This window comes from Bradyrhizobium sp. Ec3.3 (genome assembly GCF_000472925.1).
GTDB lineage: Bacteria > Pseudomonadota > Alphaproteobacteria > Rhizobiales > Xanthobacteraceae > Bradyrhizobium.
In genome coordinates, this window is the sequence record NZ_AXAS01000029.1 from 84,930 (window position 1) to 101,362 (window position 16,433).

Genomic DNA, 16,433 nt, shown 5'->3' on the forward strand with positions numbered 1-16,433 from the left:
TGATGATCGTCCGTTCCGTCTGAGTGCTCTCCTTGTGCTTCGCTCATCTGGCGGGCTTTTTGCTGCCATACGCAGCAACGTTCGTAGTCCCGACCGGATTCAGATGTTGGGGTAGACCCGTCGTGTCGCAGCGCCTGGCGCGCGGGCGCAGGCTGCGGCGGGCGGCGGCGACGTGGTGCAGCAATTGGCGAGGAGACCAGGAGGCCGGATCGCGCCTATTTGCGAACAGCGCGCTCTCGAGCGCGCCGATCTGATGGTCCAGCACCGGATCGCCTGCGACCGCCTTAAAGGCTCCAGCCGTGTTCGAAGGCGGCGTCGCATTGAGGTGCGGCAGCCACTCAAGCAGCGTGAAATACGATGCTCTTGCGTCGCGATGGCGGATCGCGCGGCGGAGCCGATTGAAGGCGAAGATCTCCGACCGGCGATAGGCCTCGTGGCGGCGGCGATGGTCGGCGGCGATGCGCCTGATCACGCGCGGCGCGACCAGGCCAAGGCCTGCAGCGATAACAGCTGCGAGCAACGCGATCAGCCAGTGATCCGCGACGAGGTCGCGGATGCCGGACCATGTCCATGCCCGCCCCGATCGATCGATGGGCATCTGGCTCATGGCCCCGGCGCTGGCGGCAACCGCGAGAGGCACCGCATCGAGGTGGATCCGTTCAACCTTGCGGTTCGCGGTGCTCCACCAGCCGATCTCGATTGCGGGCAGCGAATATTCGCCCGCCCGTTCCAGCATGTATGTCGCCGAATCGACGCGGGTCGACGTCATGACGTCGGTTCGTCCGTCAATCCTGTCCTCGAGCTTCGGCTGCGCCGGATAGAGCGGCAGTCCATCGACGGCAAGGAATTGCTGAGGAGGCAGCAGCATCGCAGGCGTACCCTCCGCCTTGATCGTCACTGTTCGGATGACGGCGTCGCCGGCCTTGAGCTCAACCGACGAACGCTGGATCTCCTGTTCCGCGGTCAGGCTGCTCGCCGATACGAACGGCTGAAGCGGGCCCGCCGCGTCCGGAATGAACGCTTCGAACGACACGCGCGGCAGCGCGATGGTCACCTCGCGCGTAGCCGGCGGCTCGGCGGCATATTTGATCTTCACGCTCTGGTCGGCGACGGCGTACGAGCCCGGCTCCTGCGGCGAGATGGCGTATTCGAAGCGCACACCGGCGTAGGACACACCGTCCCGCTGATCGCTGGTGTTGACGCTTTGCAGTTGCCGGGTCACTGCGTTGCGGACCTGGAAGCCGGGCAGTTCGGGCGGCGATGTCATGTAGTTCGGCGCCATGGTCGAGATCGCAAGCGTGGTCTGCTGTCCCACCACGACGCGCGGCGGATCGATCGTCACCTGCACGATCGGCTCGGGCGCAGCCGCCTGCTGCGCGCGGTCATCTTGCGACGGGAGCACGGCCGCGAGCAGCAGGGCGATGGAGCCGATCCAACCTCTCACCGCGACGCCCTCCCCTGTTCCGGAGCGGCCGCCTGGATCGCGAATTTCAGCTTGAGGAAATCCGCAGGCGAGGTCTGGACCTGACGCATCCAGGCTTCGGCTGCGCCGGAGGTGGTGACGTCCTCCGGCGTGACCGTGATCTTCTTGCCGCCCTTCTGCTTGGGATCGACTTTCATCTCGTCGGCCTTCTCGTCCGGCGGTGCACTGTCGTCCTGCTCCTGCTTGCGGCGTTTCGCTTCTTGCGCATCCAGCGCAGACTGGACGATGGCGCGGTTGGTCTTTGCGGCGGCATTGCCGGGCTGCTCCTTCAGCACGTCGTCATAGGCCTTGAGAGCCTTTTCATAGGCGTGGTTCTGCGCCTGCGAATTGCCGAGCGCGAATTTGCCCTCCAGCGTCTCAACGCGCGAAAATTCCTCGGCAGCGGCGAGAAAGTCGTACGCACGATAGGCCGAGATGCCGCGCCACATCGGATCGGCGAACAGATTCTTCGCGGCGGCATAGTCACCACGGTCAAACGCAAGCCGCCCCTGCTGATCCGGCGTCAGCCACAGATTGACGAAACGATGGGTCTCTTCCGCCCTCGCGGACTGCGCATGCATCACGATGATCAGGGCAAGCGCCCAGGCGACCGTCGTGCCGCGCCGGAACCAGATCACGCTGAGGAATGCGAGCGGCAGCAAGAGCCAGTAGCCTTCATCCTGCCATCGTGTGCCGAACGCATCACCTTGCGCGGCCTGGAAGCGTGTTTCGATCCGGCGCTCCAGTCGCACGACGTCCGAGCCGTCGACACTGACCTGCACGACATCCGTGCCGGCCGGCAGCGATGGTGTGTCCGCGTTCACCGCCAACACGACGAGATTGTTCCGCCCGGCCGCTTGCCGGACCGTGGCCGCATCCACGGTCCCGAGATCATCTGCGACCAGGAGGATGGTGCCGGCGACCGGCTCGGTCGCGAGTGATTCCGCCGCCAGGGCGATCGCGCGCGCGACGTTCTTGCCATCCGCCGGCATCAATCCCGGCGCAAGCGCGGCCAGGAACGGCGCGATGACGGAACGGTCATCGGTCAGCGGCATCACCAGATGCGCGGTCCCGGCGTAAGCGATGAGCCCGGTGCGGGCGCCGGCACGGGCTGCGAGGAGATCACTGATCTTCTGCTTGGCGCGTTCGAGTCGCGACGGCGCGACGTCGGTCGCGCCCATCGAGGAATCGACGGCGAGCGCGACCATCAGCGGCGCCTTGTCCTCGACGAAGGGCGGCAGCTCGCGCCGCCAGGTCGGGCCGGACAGCGCGATGATGCCGAGCATCAGGGCCGCCGCAACGAGATAGAGCGGATTGATGTGGCGCCCCTGCTGCGGCCGCACGATAAGATGCGTCAGGAGGTGCGGCGCGATCACATTTCCCCATTGTGCGCGCACATTCTGCCGCCGCAGCAGCACCGCGAACACGATGGCGAGCGGGATCAGCGCGAGCAGCCAGAGCGGACGCAAGAGGTGGAAGGAGATTGCGGCAACGTCATGCATGGCTGGAGGTCCTGATCCGGCGCCATTCGCTGCCGAGGAGAAGCGCGATCCACAGGAGCAGTCCAAGCATCACCGCGCCTCCCAGCGGCCACTGAAACAACGGCAGCTTCGGCCGCCACGATTGGGTCTGAAGCTTTGCCGGCGCGAGGCGGTCGATGTCGGCATAGATCGCCTGCAACTGTGCGCCGTCCTCGGCGCGGAAGAAGTGACCACCCGTCGTGGCCGCGACAGATTGGAGAACGCTGAGGTCCACGCGGTTCTCGCCCGAGGCCGCGGGATCGCCGACGCCGATCGTGTAGACCGTAACGTCATTCTGGCGGGCGATGTCGGCGGCGTGTTCGGGCGGCACCCGGCTCGCCGTGTCGTTGCCGTCGGTCAGGAGGACCAGCAGCTTTTGCTTCGCCGTGCTGGCCGCTAACGTCTTGATGGCAAGCCCGATGGTGTCGCCGATCGCCGTCTGCTGGCCGGCCATGCCGACCGCGCTCTGGTCGAGCAGTTGCTGCGCCGTCTGAAGGTCCTGCGTGAACGGAACCTGCACATAGGCTTTGGTGCCGAACAGAATCAGCGCGATGCGGTCGCCTTTGCGGCGCGCGATGAAATCCTTGATGACGCGCTTGACCCCGTCGAGCCGCGTGAGCGTCGTGCCGTCGGACGTCTTGAAGTCGCGCTGATCCATCGACCCGGATATGTCGATGGCAAGGATCAGATCGCGCGCGGAGACATCGCGTGTCACGGGATCGCCGACCCATTGCGGCCGCGCCAGTGCCACAACAAGCAGCGTCCAGATTACCGCCGCCACGATCATCTGCACCGCGCGGCGTTCCAGCACGACAGCGCCCCGCTGCGGCGTCTGTCCGGTCGCAGCCGCCAGCCTCTCGAAGAAAGGCACCTGAACAGAGGCTTGCCGCGCCCGGTATGGCGGCAACAGCCACCACATTAGGATTGGCAGCGGCAACAGCGCGAGCAGCCATGGCCAGGCGAATTCAAGCATGGTGGCCCCCGATCCAGTGGCGGACCAGACGGAGCAGCGATCGCAGTTCGGCATCGTCCGGCGGACTCTGCCGATAAGGCCCGCTCGCGAGGAGGCGGCCCACCCCGTCGGAGAATTCCTCGCCGCCATAACTGCGATCGAGGAACGAGAGCCAGGCCGGCCCGACCAGAGGTGCCACCTGCTCGCGCGGAAAGGCGGCGAGCGCGGTTCGCCGCACCAGCACGGTCAGTTTCGACAGCAGCTCCGACGCTCCCGAATTGCGGGCGTGCTCGATCCGATCGAGCTCCGCGAGCGCTTCCCGTCGGTAGCGGTTGACGCGGCGCAGATGCACAAAGCGCCACACGCCCGCGACGATGGCGGCGAGCAGCAGGACAATTGCGAGCCGCGCCTCCCAGGTCTGCGGCCAGAGGCTCACCTCACGCGGCAGCGGAAAGTCGATCAGGCCGGCAACGGGATCGGCTGTCGTGGATGGAGCTTCAGCCAAGCGCCGCCTCCGTCCGATTGTGGCCGGCGCCTGCGCCGTGATGGGCCGACAAGCCGCCAAGAAGACGACGAACCTGGCCAGCGGTATCCTCTGAGGCGCTGAGCGGCAACACGGGTACCCCGAGTTCGTGCGTCCAGGAAAAGATGCCTTTCAGCCGCTCCTGCGTGGCCTGCGATACGCTCTGGCGGACGCTGTGGCGTCCAACTTCGAGCCGGATCTGCAATTCGCCATCGGTCACGGTCATGCTGGCTGAAGGCGGCAAGTCGCTTTGCAGGGGGTCATGGACCAGCGCGGCGATCACGTCGTTGTGCCGGGCCATGGCGGCGACCATCTCGCGCGTGGCATCGTCCGCGCCGTCGAAATCGCTGATGATGACCACGGCGGCATCATGTGGTGCCCGGCGCCTCGCATGATCGAGCGCAGTGTTGAGCATGGCCGGAGCGGAGACCAGGCCGCGCCCGACGCCGAGCGCCTCGTTGTACGTGACGATGGCAGCCAGGATCTGAAGCACGGTCGCCCGGCTGCGCCGTGCCCTTACCTCGACGAGATCACGATCGCCGAACACGACGGCGCCGACGCGATCACCGACGCCGAGCACCCGCCATGCCCCGATCGCCGCGGCCTCTGCCGCCGTCACCGATTTCATGGCGCGCCGGCTGCCGAAGAACATCGACAAGCGCTGGTCGACCACGAGAATGGTCTGCCGGTCACGCTCCTCGTTGAAGACGCGGATATGCGGCTTGCGCAGCCGCGCCGTCACCTTCCAGTCAATCGAGCGGACGTCGTCGCCGGCGCGATAATCCCTGATCTCTTCGAAGTTCAGGCCGCGACCGCGCATGCGCGAGGCGAAGCGGCCCGAGAGCAGGCTGTGCACCGGCTGGCGCGGCAGGAACGAGATCTTGCGTCCGCGATATTCGAGCGCGATCAGATCGTCGAGACCGACATAGACACCTGGCGTTTTTGCTGATGTCCCGGTCATGCTGGCCTCAGGCTGCTGCGACCAATTCAGTGATCTTGTCGATCACCTGGTCGGGCGTAACGCCCTGCGACACCGCCTCGTAGCTGAGGATGATCCGGTGCCGCAGGCAGTCATGGATCACGGCGCGGACATGATCGGGTGTCACGAAGTCGTATTCGTCGAGCCAGGCCCGGGTGCGGGCGCAGCGGTCGAGCGCGAGGCTGCCGCGCGGGCTGGCGCCGACCTGCATCCATTTGCTCAGGGGCTCGCCGTAGCGGCCGGGAAAGCGCGTCGCGTAGATCACGTCGACCATGTATTTCTGCGCGAGATCGGAGACGAAGATGCCGTCGATCTCGCCGCGCGCATCCAGGATCGCCTGTTGCGGGATCGGCGGCGGCTCGGCTGCGTGGTCTTTCGGCTTCTGGGCGTTTTCGGCCCGATTGAGCGCGATGATTTCGCCTTCGATCGCCTCGTCGGGATAGGTGATGACGACGTGCATCAGGAAGCGGTCGAGCTGCGCCTCGGGAAGCGGGTAAGTACCCTCCTGCTCGATCGGGTTCTCGGTCGCGAGCACCATGAACAGATCGGGCATCTTGTAGGTCTTGCCGGCGACGGTGACCTGGCGCTCCTCCATGGCTTCTAGCAGCGCGGACTGCACCTTGGCCGGCGCGCGGTTGATCTCGTCGGCGAGCACGAGGTTGGCGAAGATCGGCCCCTTCTGGAACTGAAACTGGCCACCCCTGTCGGTCTGGACGTAGATCTCCGCACCCGTCACATCCGACGGCAACAGGTCCGGCGTAAATTGCACGCGCGAGAGATCGGCCGCGAGATTCTTTGCAAGAGTTTTGACCGCGCGGGTCTTGGCGAGGCCGGGGAGGCTCTCGATCAGCATGTTGCCATTGGCGAGCAGGCCGATCAGCATGCTCTCGACCAGGTGATCCTGGCCCAGCACCGCCTTTGCGATGCGCGACTTGAGCTCGAGCACGGAATCACGGGCCGCCGATTTCGTCGTGCTTCCCGGCTCTGTCACGGTTTGCGGCCGGTTCATCCTAAGATCAGGCATGGCTGTCCGCCGATGAGAATGGTCTCCGGCCGTCCGGATCGGTGGCCGGAGCGCTTGTGCTCGCTGGCTATTTCGGTGCCGTCTTGTCGAGGCTCTTCATCAGCGCATCGATCATCTGATCGATGCTGAAGCTCGCCGACCGCTGGCTTGGCGGATACTCCTTGAAGGTCTGAAGGAACGGCGCCACGCGCCAGACACCATACTGGATCAGATAGGCGTTCTTCGCGAACCAGTCATAATATTGATCCGACACAATGTCGGCGCGCTCGAAAGGATCCATCCGCAGGTTGAACACCTTCGGTGCGCGCAAACAGGTGAACGGGTTGGCCCAGACCACGAAACCGCCGGGCTCACGCTGCTCGCAGAACACGATCTTCCAGTCGTTATAGCGATAAGCGACCATGTTGCCGTCATCGTTGAAATAGTAGAATTCGCTGCGTGCCGACTTCGGCTGCTGGCCGGTCAGGTAGGGCAGCTGATTGTAGCCGTCGAGATGGACCTTGAAGGTCTTGCCGCCGAGATCGGTACCCTTCAGGAGCCGATCCTTGATGTCGGCATCACCGGCCGCGGCGAGCAGCGTCGGGAACCAGTCGAGACCGGAAACCATCTCGTTGGAGACATCGCCGGCCTTGATGCGGCCGGGCCACCGGATCATGGCGGGAACGCGGAACGCACCTTCCCAGTTCGTGTCCTTCTCGCTGCGGAACGGCGTCGTCGCCGCGTCCGGCCAAGACCATTGATTGGGACCATTGTCGGTCGTGTAGACGACGATGGTGTTGTTGGCGATGCCGAGATCGTCCAGCGCCTTGAGCAGCTTGCCGACGTCGCCGTCGTGCTCGATCATGCCATCGGCGTATTCATTGCCCGGCATGCCGCTCTGGCCCTGCATCGATGCGCGCACATGGGTGAACGCGTGCATGCGCGTCGTGTTCATCCAGGTGAAGAATGGCTTGTTGGCCCGCGCTTGCCGCTGCATGAAATCGATCGCCGCCGCCGTCGTCTCGTCGTCGACCGTTTCCATGCGCTTGCGGTTAAGCGGCCCGGTATCCTCGATCTTGCCATCGGCGGAGGCCTTGAGCACGCCACGCGGCGAGTTGCTCTTGGTGAAGGTGGTATCGTTCTTGGGATAATAGGGCCGCTCCGGCTCCTCCTCCGCATTCAGATGATAGAGGTTGCCAAAAAACTCGTCGAAGCCGTGTTTCGTCGGTAGATATTCGTCCCGATCGCCGAGATGATTCTTTCCGAATTGTCCCGTCGCGTAGCCAAGGGGCTTGAGCGCCTGTGCGATCGTGACGTCGCGATCCTGCAAGCCGACCGCTGCGCCGGGAATACCGACCTTGCACAGGCCGGTGCGCAGGCAAACCTGACCCGTGATGAACGTCGAGCGGCCGGCCGTGCAGCTGTTCTCCGCATAGTAGTCGGTGAAAATCATGCCTTCATTGGCGATGCGGTCGATGTTCGGCGTCTTGTACCCGACCAGCCCGCGCGTGTAGGCGCTGATGTTGGACTGACCGACGTCGTCGCCGAAAATGACGAGGATGTTGGGTTTTGCCGTAGTCGGCTGCTGTGCGTTTGCAGGCGACTTGACGAAGGGAGACAGGCTTGTCGCGACCAGAGCCGCTGTAAGCAGGCCGCGAAGCAGCGGTCTCCGGCTTCTGACAGCCGAGTTTGCCGCAGCCTTGCCCTTGTCTTTGACTTCGTCATCCATTTGGCACTCGCTACTTTCCAGAAGGCAGCGGTGAGGGCGCAGAAGCTGGCATCCGCACCACGCACCTGAATCCGACATGGCACGTCGACGTGTCGACCGGTTCCGCATGACGCGCAGCGGGGCGATAACGGCGGCAGTAGTTCGGCGCGCAAAGATGCGAACCGCCCTTCAAGACTTTCCGCGGTATCCGGATGCTTGGTTGACATGGATCAAAGCTCGCCTCCTCGCGGCCGCCGCGCGGATTGAGCGGGATGCAGCAGGGCTTCGCCGCGTCGGCCTGATGCCTCGGCGACCACCAGTCCGAGGTCCACTCCCAGACATTGCCGATCATGTCGTAGAGGCCGTAACCGTTCGGGGGAAAGGCCATGACCGGCGAGGTACGCTCGAACCCATCCTCGCCGAGGTTTTGGACAGGGAAGCTTCCCTGCCAGATATTGGCCATGTGTCTGCCGCCCGGCGTCAGCGTGTTGCCCCAGGCGAATTCCTCGCCGTCGAGCCCGCCGCGCGCGGCGAACTCCCATTCCGCTTCGGTCGGCAGGTCCTTGCCGGCCCAGCGCGCATAGGCGAGCGCATCGCTATAGGAGACGTGGACGACCGGATGATCGTCGAGCCCCCTGAGGTTGCTTTTCGGTCCGTAGGGATGCCGCCAATTGGCGCCGCGCATGAACGTCCACCACTGGCTCCAATCCTTCAGATCCGTGATGCGCGGGAGCGGCGAGAAGACCAGCGATCCGGCATAGAGCATCTCGCGCACCGCGCCGGGATAATCCTTCGCGTCGGGAACGATCTGGGCTTCGGTGACATGGCCGGTCGCGTTGACGAACTCCTTGAACTGCCGGTTGGTCACCGGCGTTCGATCGATCCAGAAGCCGTCGACCGAGGCGCGGTGGCTCGGCGCTTCCTCGGGATAGTGGTGATCGGATCCCATCAGGAAGGTGCCGCCGGAGACGAACACCATCTCGCCGGTCCGCGTGTCGTCCGGTCGCCACACGCAATGATCCATGTCCACCCGCAACATGGTCAGACTCCACATCGTTCCCGCTGCCTCAGGGTAGTGGTATTCGGCGATTTCGACGGCTGCGGTTGGCGCGTCTCAGGCGGCACATTGGTCGGGTTCCCATGTCTGCCGGAGGTTCGAGAAAGCCGATGGCCCCTCCCCTCCTTTTCTCTGCGCGCGCGTCACTGCGCACGCAGCCGGCCTTGCGGCGCGTGATCCGCCTTCAGCGGATGATCGCGACGAATATCGTTGAGGTTGCAAAGGCTAACCCAACTTTCGCGCGCTGTGATGTGCAGATCGTGCCAGCACGCGTCGCGTGCAGGCGTCACGCAGTAACGCGTGAGGCGAGATTTTCCAATTGGCCCCGCGCAACCCCAAGTTCCTTTATGTGGAATTCAAGGAAGATTTTCCTCAGCTTCGGAAGTTGGCTCGTCGCGCCGCCGTGATGGCAGGGGACTGCAACTTGCCGCAGAATCAACACGCTTCGGCATCACGCTCACGGAATGGGGACGCATCTACTGGTTGATTCGCGAAGGCTCGACGGTTTCGAAGGGCTGCATCAGGCTGTCCACGGGACCCATGTCGACGTGATGCAGCTCGGGCGCGGCAGGCTCCGCGGCACCTTGTCTCATGTGGGCATCGGCGACTTTTCGCTCAGCATCGGCTCCTTCAACGTCGGCATGCGGACGCAACGGATCTCAAGCGACGACAAGCTGATCGTCGGCATGCTGCTGACGGCCGAAGACCGGGTCAATCACTGGTCGTTCGATATGCGGCCGACCGACGTTCTGGTCATGCCGCCGCTGGTCGAGCATGACGGCATCTTCCACGGCGCCTCCGCCTATGCGGCGATGCGGTTCGACCTCGATGAGGTCGCCTCGATCTTCGGCGGTGAACCGCGACTTGCCGATCCCGAAAGCTGGCGCCACAAGAACCACTTTCGCGCCGATCTCGACGTCGGTCACGTCGCCGCGTCCCGGCTGAGCCGGATCGTGCTCCAGCTCGGAACGCATGACGGCGCCCTGTCCGACTCGTCCGCCGAGTTCTGGAAGCGAGCGATCGCCGAATGCATGGGAATGACGGTCCTGTCCTCATTGCCGCCGGATGGAAACGCGCGGCTGCCGTCGGCGCGACGGATCATCCGCAAGGTCGAGGATTATCTGGAAGAAGCGGGCATCCGTCCGGTCCATATCTCGGAGATTTGCGTCGCGCTCGGCGTGCCGCGTCGCTCGCTGCACCGCGCCTTCAATGAAGTGTTCGGCGTCGGACCGGTGACTTTCCTGCGCCACAAGCGCCTGTGCACCATCCACTCGATCCTGCGCGAAAGCATTCCCGGCTCGACGACGGTGGCAACCGTCGCAATGCAGCAGGGCTTCTACGAGCTCGGACGGTTCTCGCATTACTACCGCGCGATGTTCGGCGAGTATCCGTCGCAGACGCTGGGCGTGCCGGTCGCCGAACTCGTCGATCGGCCGCTTTGACGGCGGCCTCCAAACGGGCTTCCCGGCCGACCGTGCGGCGTCACGCCCTGCGTGCTTCGCATTGAACCTATCCCGGATAAAGTGCACCAATAACCAGAGTGATTCTGGTCACATTTCCTGCGGCTGTCCCCCTGCTACGCGGGGACGCCAGAACCTTTGAATTGGATGAGAAAGCCCATGAGACGCCTGATCGGTGCCACGGCCGGCGTGTTCTGCCTTGCGGCGCCCGCGTGGGCCGAAACTCCGGCCGCGATCGTCGAGGACGTGCAGGGCAAGGTCGACGGCGTCGAGTTCATGGACTACGTGGCGCCCGGCAAGGTCATCAAGCTCGGCCCAAAGGGCACGCTGGTGCTCGGCTATCTCAAATCATGCTGGCGCGAGACCATCACCGGCGGGGTCGTCCTCGTCGGCGCCGAGCAAAGCTCGGTGCAGCTCGGTGACGTCCAGCGAGTCAAGGTGCCCTGCGACGCCAACGCCGCGCAGCTCTCCGAGCGCGAGGCCAACCAGAGCGCAGCAACCACCTTCCGCACCGTGCGCTCGGACACGAAGGGCGCGCCGGCAAAGCTGCCCACGATTTACGGCGTATCGCCGCTGGTCCAGGCCAAGAGCGGCAGCACGCTGGTCATCGAGCGCACGGACGGCAAGGAGCCGACGATCACCGTACCGCTGAAGAGCGATAATCTGGTCGCCGGCAAGTTCTACGACTTCGCAAAGGCCGGCAAGACGCTGACCCCCGGCGGCACCTACCTCGCGACCCTCGGCGCGCGGCGCTACACCTTCCAGGTCGACGCTCAAGCGACTTCGTCCGCGGCGCCGATCGTCGGCCGGCTGCTGCGGCTCGAATAGGCGGCACGCGACGGGGCGATGCGAGGGATCGGCAGGCGGGACATCGTAGCGGCGATCGTGATCGCGCTGCTCGCAGGCGCCGTCTTCACATCGCCGCCCCTCAACACGCTGCAAGGGCTTTCGCTCGATATCTTGACCGCCCTGCGCGCGAGGCTTTTTCAAGATCGTCGCGATGCCGCAGCCTCACCTGTCGTCGTCATCGCGATCGACGACGAAACCCTTGACACCCCCCCGTTCAGGGGGTCGCCGACGCTGACCTGGACGCGCGAGATCGGACGTGTGATTGGCGCCGTGGTCGACGGCGGAGCCAAGGTGATCGGCTTCGACGTGATCTTTCACAGTTCGATCGAACAGTCGGAGATTCCCTTTGCCGATGCGCCGCTCGGCGATCGCATGAAGGGCTTTGACCGCGATTTCCTGATCTCTTTACGGAAAGCATCCGATGCCGGGAAGCTCGTGCTCGGCGCGGTCGTGAGCAACGAGCGTCCGGACTTTCCCTTCCGCGCGCAGCAGTTGGCGGTGAAGGGCAATGTCCGCGCGCTCAACGTCAACACCGACCCCGACGACGTCATCCGGCGAATGCCGCTGAGCTTTTCGATCGATGGCAAGCAGGTTCCCGCGATGGCGGTCGAGCTGGCCTCGCGCGCGCTCGGCGCAGGGCCCGAGCTTACTCCGGACGGCAGCACGGCGCTCGCCGGCTACGCGATACCGAGCGCCGTGCCGAACACGCTGACGCTCAATTTTCGCGGCGTCGGCCGCGATGTTCCGAAGTTTTCCTTCGCGGATTTGCGCGCCTGCGTCGAGAAAGGCGACGGTGAGTTCTTCCGCCGCGCCTTCGATGGCAAGGTCGTCATTTTCGGTAGCGTGCTCAACGTCGACGATCGCAAGCTGACCTCGCTGCGTCTTGCCGGTGGATATGACGGAACGCCCGCCCCGCGCTGTGCGCTGCCCGCCCCTTCACGGGCAGCGCCCATGGCACGCCGCGACATCGCCGGCGTCTTCGTGCACGCGACCGTGGTGCGCAACCTGATGGAGCGCGATGCGGTGAACGAGCTCGGCTTTCCCATGCGGACAGTTCTCACGATCGCCATCGCGGGGATCATCGCATTCGCTTCCTGCCTGCTTGCGCCGGGCCGCGCAGTGCTCGCTTATCTTACAATCATGGCCGTCTACACCGCCTGCGCCGTGAGCCTGTTCGCCCGCGGGCATGCCTTGCCGTTGACCGAGCCGGCACTTGCAGGGCTTGCCGCCAGCGCCATGATGATCGGTTACCGTTTCGTCATCGCCGACCGCGACGAACGCTTCCTGCGCAGGAGTTTTGCGCTCTACCTCGCCCCGCAGGTGATCGAGAGTATGGTGGCTTCCGGCAAGATGCCCGCGCTCGGCGGCGAGATGCGCAACGTCACCGTGTTCTTCTCGGACCTCGCCGGCTTCTCCGCGATCGCCGAGAAGATGGCGCCTGGTGAGCTGGTCGCGCTGATGAATGAGTATCTCTCCGCCATGACCGACGTCATCGAAAGCCATGGCGGGTACGTCGACAAATATATCGGCGATTCCATCGTGGCCGTGTTCGGCGCCCCGGTCGCCGATCCTGATCACGCCCGCAATGCCGTCCGTGCCGCGCTTGCCTGCACTGCGCGGCTGGACGAGCTCAATCGCAGCCGCGCCGCCTTCGAGAGCCTTGCGCACCGCATCGGCCTCAATACCGGTGAGGCCGTGGTCGGCAATATCGGCTCGCGCCGGCGCTTCAACTATACGGTCATGAGCGATACCGTGAACGTCGCCTCGCGCCTCGAGGGCGCCAACAAGTACTTTGCGACCTCGATCATGGCCTCCGAAATGACGGTCGCGCAAACCGCCGACAGTTTTGCCTGGCGCGAGCTCGATGCCGTCCGTGTCAAGGGCCGCGACGAGGCGATAAAGGTCTATGAGCCGCTGGCCGCACGAGGCGCGGAGACGGCGGAGCAAGCGAAAACGGCGATGGGCTATGCCGAGGGGCTTGCGTATTGGCGGGCGCGCGAATTCGCGAAGGCCGCAACTTGCTTCGACCACCTCGCTGCGACCGATGCGCCATCAGCCTTGTTTGCAAAGCGCGCCAAGGAACTCGCCCCCAATCTGCCAGCCGCGGATTGGACGCCGGTGAATACGCTGGAAGGCAAGTAGCGCCAAGCAAGCCGGCGCGCCCTAAAACGGCAATCCAACGTAATTCTCGGCGAGCAGCCGCTGCGCCGTCTCGGACGAGAGCAAATATTCCAGCTCGGTCTGCTGCAGCCTATCCTCGTAGTCGATCCGGTCGGGGAAACGATGCAGCATCATCGTCATCCACCAGGAGAAACGCTGTGCCTTCCAGATTCGCGCGAGCGCCTTGGCTGAATAGCCCTCGAGCCCGGAATCGTCGCCCTTCTGATAATGGGCGAGCATCGCGTGATAGAGATAGTAGATGTCGGAGGCTGCGCTGTTGAGCCCGCGCGCGCCGGTCGGCGGCACGATGTGGGCGGCATCGCCCGCGAGGAACAGCCGGCCATAGCTCATCGGCTCGGCGACGAAGCTGCGCAGGGGTGCGATGCTTTTCTCGATCGACGGACCCGTGATCAGGTGCGCCGCGACCTCGTCCGGCAAACGGCGCTTCAGCTCGCCCCAGAACGCCTCGTCGGGCCAGTCCTCCACCTTGTCGGTCAGCGGCACCTGGATGTAGTAGCGACTGAGCACCTGCGAACGCAGCGAGCAGAGCGCAAAGCCGCGCTCGTGCTTCACATAGATCAGTTCCGGCGAGACCGGCTTGGTACGCGACAGGACGCCGAGCCAGCCGAACGGATAGACCTTCTCGTATTCGCGCAATACGTCCGTCGGGATCGACTTGCGACTGACGCCGTGGAAGCCGTCGGCACCGACGATGTAGTCGCAGTCGACGCGGATGGTCTCCCCGTTCACGCGATAGGTCACGAACGGCTTGTCCGACTTCAGATCGTGCGGCGTGACGTCCTCGGCATTGTGCACCACCTTGCCGCCGAGACGGTCGCGCGCCTCGTAGAGATCGCGCGTCAGCTCGGTCTGGCCGTAGACCAGCACCGAATTGCCACCGGAATGCTTGTGGAGGTCGATATGCGAGAGCACGCCGTCATGGGCGATCTCGAACCCCTTGTGGATCTCGCCTTCACGGTCCATCCGCTCGCCGCACTGCGCCTCGCGCATCAGCTTGGCAAAGCCATGCTCCAGCACGCCGGCGCGGATGCGCGCTAGCACATGGTCGCGGCTGTATTTCTCCAGCACGACCGTGTCGATACCCTTCAGGTGCAGGAGCTGGGACAACAGCAGTCCCGACGGGCCGCCGCCGATGATACAGACCTGAACTTTCATTTTCCCGTCCTCCCGTGCACGAGTTTTTCGCAAATTTCGCGCGGCAAACCGATGGAGGGATTGGCCTTTATCTTGTACAATTCGAACATGCCCCCTGCCCCCTCGACATCGGCCATCAAGGTCTACAATTTGTTCGGCGAATCCGGCGATCTGCCCGACGTCGTGCACTGCGAGACCATCGCCTCCCGCTCGGTGCTGCATGATTGGACGCTGGCCGTGCACCGCCACGCGCGGCTGCACCAGGTGCTGCTGATCGAGCGCGGCGGCGGCGAGGCGACGCTCGACGGGCGCATCGTGCCGCTGAAGCCGATGCAGATCGTCAACGTGCCGGTCGGCCACGTCCACGGCTTCCGCTTCGTGCCTGATACCCAGGGCTGGGTTCTGACGATCGCCGCCGAAATTCTCGACGAGGCGCTGCTCGCCTCGGAAGGGCTGCGCGCGGCGCTGTCGCAATCGGCCGTGGTGCGCGGCACGCCGCAGATCCGCACCATCATGAAGCAGATCTTTGCCGAGCACGCAGCTCGAAACTTCGGCCGCGCGCATGTGCTGCGCGCGCTGTCGGCGGCGGTGATCGGCCTCGTGGCACGCGAACTCGCCGGCACGAGCGGCGGCGGCGGCTCAGCGGATTCCGACCTGTTCCGCCGCTTCGAGGCGCTGCTCGAAGCGCACCATCTCGAACGCTGGAGCGTTGCTGACTATGCCGGGGCACTGTCGGTGACGCCGACCCATCTCAACCGGATCACGCGCACCGCCACGGGAGATACCGCTTCGCATCTGATCCTCAACCGGCTGATCCGAGAGGCGCGGCGCAACCTCGTCTACACCAACCTGCCGGTGTCAACGATCGCCTATGCGCTCGGCTTCGAGGATCCTGCCTATTTCAGCCGGGTCTACGCCGCGGCGACCGGCCGTTCGCCGCGCGCTTTTCGCGCGCAGCTCCATAGCGATGAATGATGATTTCTACGCGGGAGAACGACCTACTTGCCGTTACGTCGCGTGCGGGTTGACGACGGTATAGCCTCGCAGCGACCGCGCGTGAATTCGCGTTGACCGACCACCTGAATTGGCATCATACGCCATCCACATGTCGCCCTGCAGGTGTTGCTCCAAGACGAAGACGTGTCCGCGTCGGGCCGCAACCATTCCCGGTGCGGGCGGTGTCCGTGGGAAGCGCAGCCAGTTGGCCGCAAGGTTCAATTCCGGGACGATCCGGCCGAAGACGTGCAGAGCCGCCCCGCAACCGCAGAAACTCCGCGGACACCCGGACGGGCGACCGCTGACGATCTGGGTGCCGGAAACATTCACCTGTGTCACGGCGGCTTGAGCGTCAGCGACCGCTCCTCGCATCACGAGGTGCGTTCGTCGCGTGTCCCGCGAAACTTTCTCGCGACGAACTTGAGAGGACGAGAAGTCGCACGGCATCGTCACATTGCATTCCGGTGCCGTGTTGGTGCGGGAAGGACGTGCTTCCGCAGCGATCGAACTGGTCACGACAAGGAAAGATGCAATAAGAACAGATTTAAACAACATGCAGGACTCCATATTGAACAGTCCTGCCCCGGCACTTAAGGGCCAATACCAGTT

Annotated in this window: 14 protein-coding genes; 4 read left to right on the forward strand and 10 right to left on the reverse strand. The window is 64.5% G+C overall.

Annotated elements, in window-relative coordinates:
- Positions 1-43 precede the first annotated feature (43 nt).
- The 8 genes from YUU_RS0125380 to YUU_RS0125415 form a co-directional block, all read right to left on the reverse strand.
- Entirely contained in the window at positions 44-1,444 is a 1,401-nt protein-coding gene (locus YUU_RS0125380; protein WP_027524900.1) for a BatD family protein, read from the reverse strand.
- Positions 1,441-2,964: a VWA domain-containing protein gene (locus tag YUU_RS0125385; RefSeq protein WP_027524901.1), complete on the reverse strand. Its 1,524-nt coding sequence runs from the start codon at positions 2,962-2,964 to the stop codon at positions 1,441-1,443. The genes YUU_RS0125380 and YUU_RS0125385 overlap by 4 nt, the downstream gene beginning before the upstream one ends.
- Entirely contained in the window at positions 2,957-3,955 is a 999-nt protein-coding gene (locus YUU_RS0125390; protein WP_027524902.1) for a VWA domain-containing protein, read from the reverse strand. The genes YUU_RS0125385 and YUU_RS0125390 overlap by 8 nt, the downstream gene beginning before the upstream one ends.
- Complete coding sequence (locus YUU_RS0125395; protein ID WP_027524903.1) at positions 3,948-4,439, reverse strand: DUF4381 domain-containing protein; 492 nt, start codon at positions 4,437-4,439, stop codon at positions 3,948-3,950. Before YUU_RS0125395 ends, YUU_RS0125390 begins: the two co-directional genes overlap by 8 nt.
- On the reverse strand, positions 4,432-5,418 hold the full coding sequence (locus YUU_RS0125400) for a DUF58 domain-containing protein (protein ID WP_027524904.1): 987 nt from the start codon (positions 5,416-5,418) through the stop codon (positions 4,432-4,434). Before YUU_RS0125400 ends, YUU_RS0125395 begins: the two co-directional genes overlap by 8 nt.
- 7 nt (positions 5,419-5,425) lie before the next feature.
- Positions 5,426-6,445 carry a MoxR family ATPase gene (locus YUU_RS0125405; protein WP_051389899.1) on the reverse strand — a complete coding sequence of 340 codons (1,020 nt, stop codon included), beginning with the start codon at positions 6,443-6,445 and terminating at the stop codon, positions 5,426-5,428.
- Positions 6,446-6,527: 82 nt separating this feature from the next.
- Positions 6,528-8,168 carry an arylsulfatase gene (locus tag YUU_RS0125410; protein ID WP_051389900.1) on the reverse strand — a complete coding sequence of 547 codons (1,641 nt, stop codon included), beginning with the start codon at positions 8,166-8,168 and terminating at the stop codon, positions 6,528-6,530.
- Positions 8,169-8,178: 10 nt separating this feature from the next.
- The gene (locus YUU_RS0125415) at positions 8,179-9,186 is read right to left on the reverse strand and encodes a formylglycine-generating enzyme family protein (protein WP_027524907.1); all 1,008 of its coding nucleotides are present in this window, start codon (positions 9,184-9,186) and stop codon (positions 8,179-8,181) included.
- Positions 9,187-9,668: 482 nt separating this feature from the next.
- On the opposite strand from YUU_RS0125415, the gene YUU_RS0125425 reads away from it, so the two are divergent.
- The 3 genes from YUU_RS0125425 (at position 9,669) to YUU_RS0125435 (ending at position 13,655) form a co-directional block, all read left to right on the forward strand.
- Positions 9,669-10,646, forward strand: a complete 978-nt coding sequence (locus tag YUU_RS0125425; RefSeq protein ID WP_027524908.1) for a helix-turn-helix domain-containing protein — start codon at positions 9,669-9,671, stop codon at positions 10,644-10,646.
- 177 nt (positions 10,647-10,823) lie between these two features.
- Entirely contained in the window at positions 10,824-11,492 is a 669-nt protein-coding gene (locus YUU_RS0125430) for a hypothetical protein (RefSeq protein WP_027524909.1), read from the forward strand.
- 18 nt (positions 11,493-11,510) lie between these two features.
- On the forward strand, positions 11,511-13,655 hold the full coding sequence (locus tag YUU_RS0125435) for an adenylate/guanylate cyclase domain-containing protein (RefSeq protein ID WP_027524910.1): 2,145 nt from the start codon (positions 11,511-11,513) through the stop codon (positions 13,653-13,655).
- Between the two features lie 21 nt (positions 13,656-13,676).
- Here YUU_RS0125435 and pobA read toward each other — a convergent pair whose 3' ends face one another.
- Positions 13,677-14,849 carry a 4-hydroxybenzoate 3-monooxygenase gene (pobA, locus tag YUU_RS0125440; RefSeq protein WP_027524911.1) on the reverse strand — a complete coding sequence of 391 codons (1,173 nt, stop codon included), beginning with the start codon at positions 14,847-14,849 and terminating at the stop codon, positions 13,677-13,679.
- A 51-nt stretch (positions 14,850-14,900) separates the two neighbouring features.
- On the opposite strand from pobA, the gene YUU_RS0125445 reads away from it, so the two are divergent.
- A complete protein-coding gene (locus tag YUU_RS0125445; RefSeq protein WP_027524912.1) occupies positions 14,901-15,803 on the forward strand; it encodes a helix-turn-helix domain-containing protein in 903 nt (300 codons plus the stop codon).
- A gap of 33 nt (positions 15,804-15,836) precedes the next feature.
- Here YUU_RS0125445 and YUU_RS56660 read toward each other — a convergent pair whose 3' ends face one another.
- The gene (locus tag YUU_RS56660; protein WP_245288097.1) at positions 15,837-16,379 is read right to left on the reverse strand and encodes a hypothetical protein; all 543 of its coding nucleotides are present in this window, start codon (positions 16,377-16,379) and stop codon (positions 15,837-15,839) included.
- Positions 16,380-16,433 lie beyond the last annotated feature (54 nt).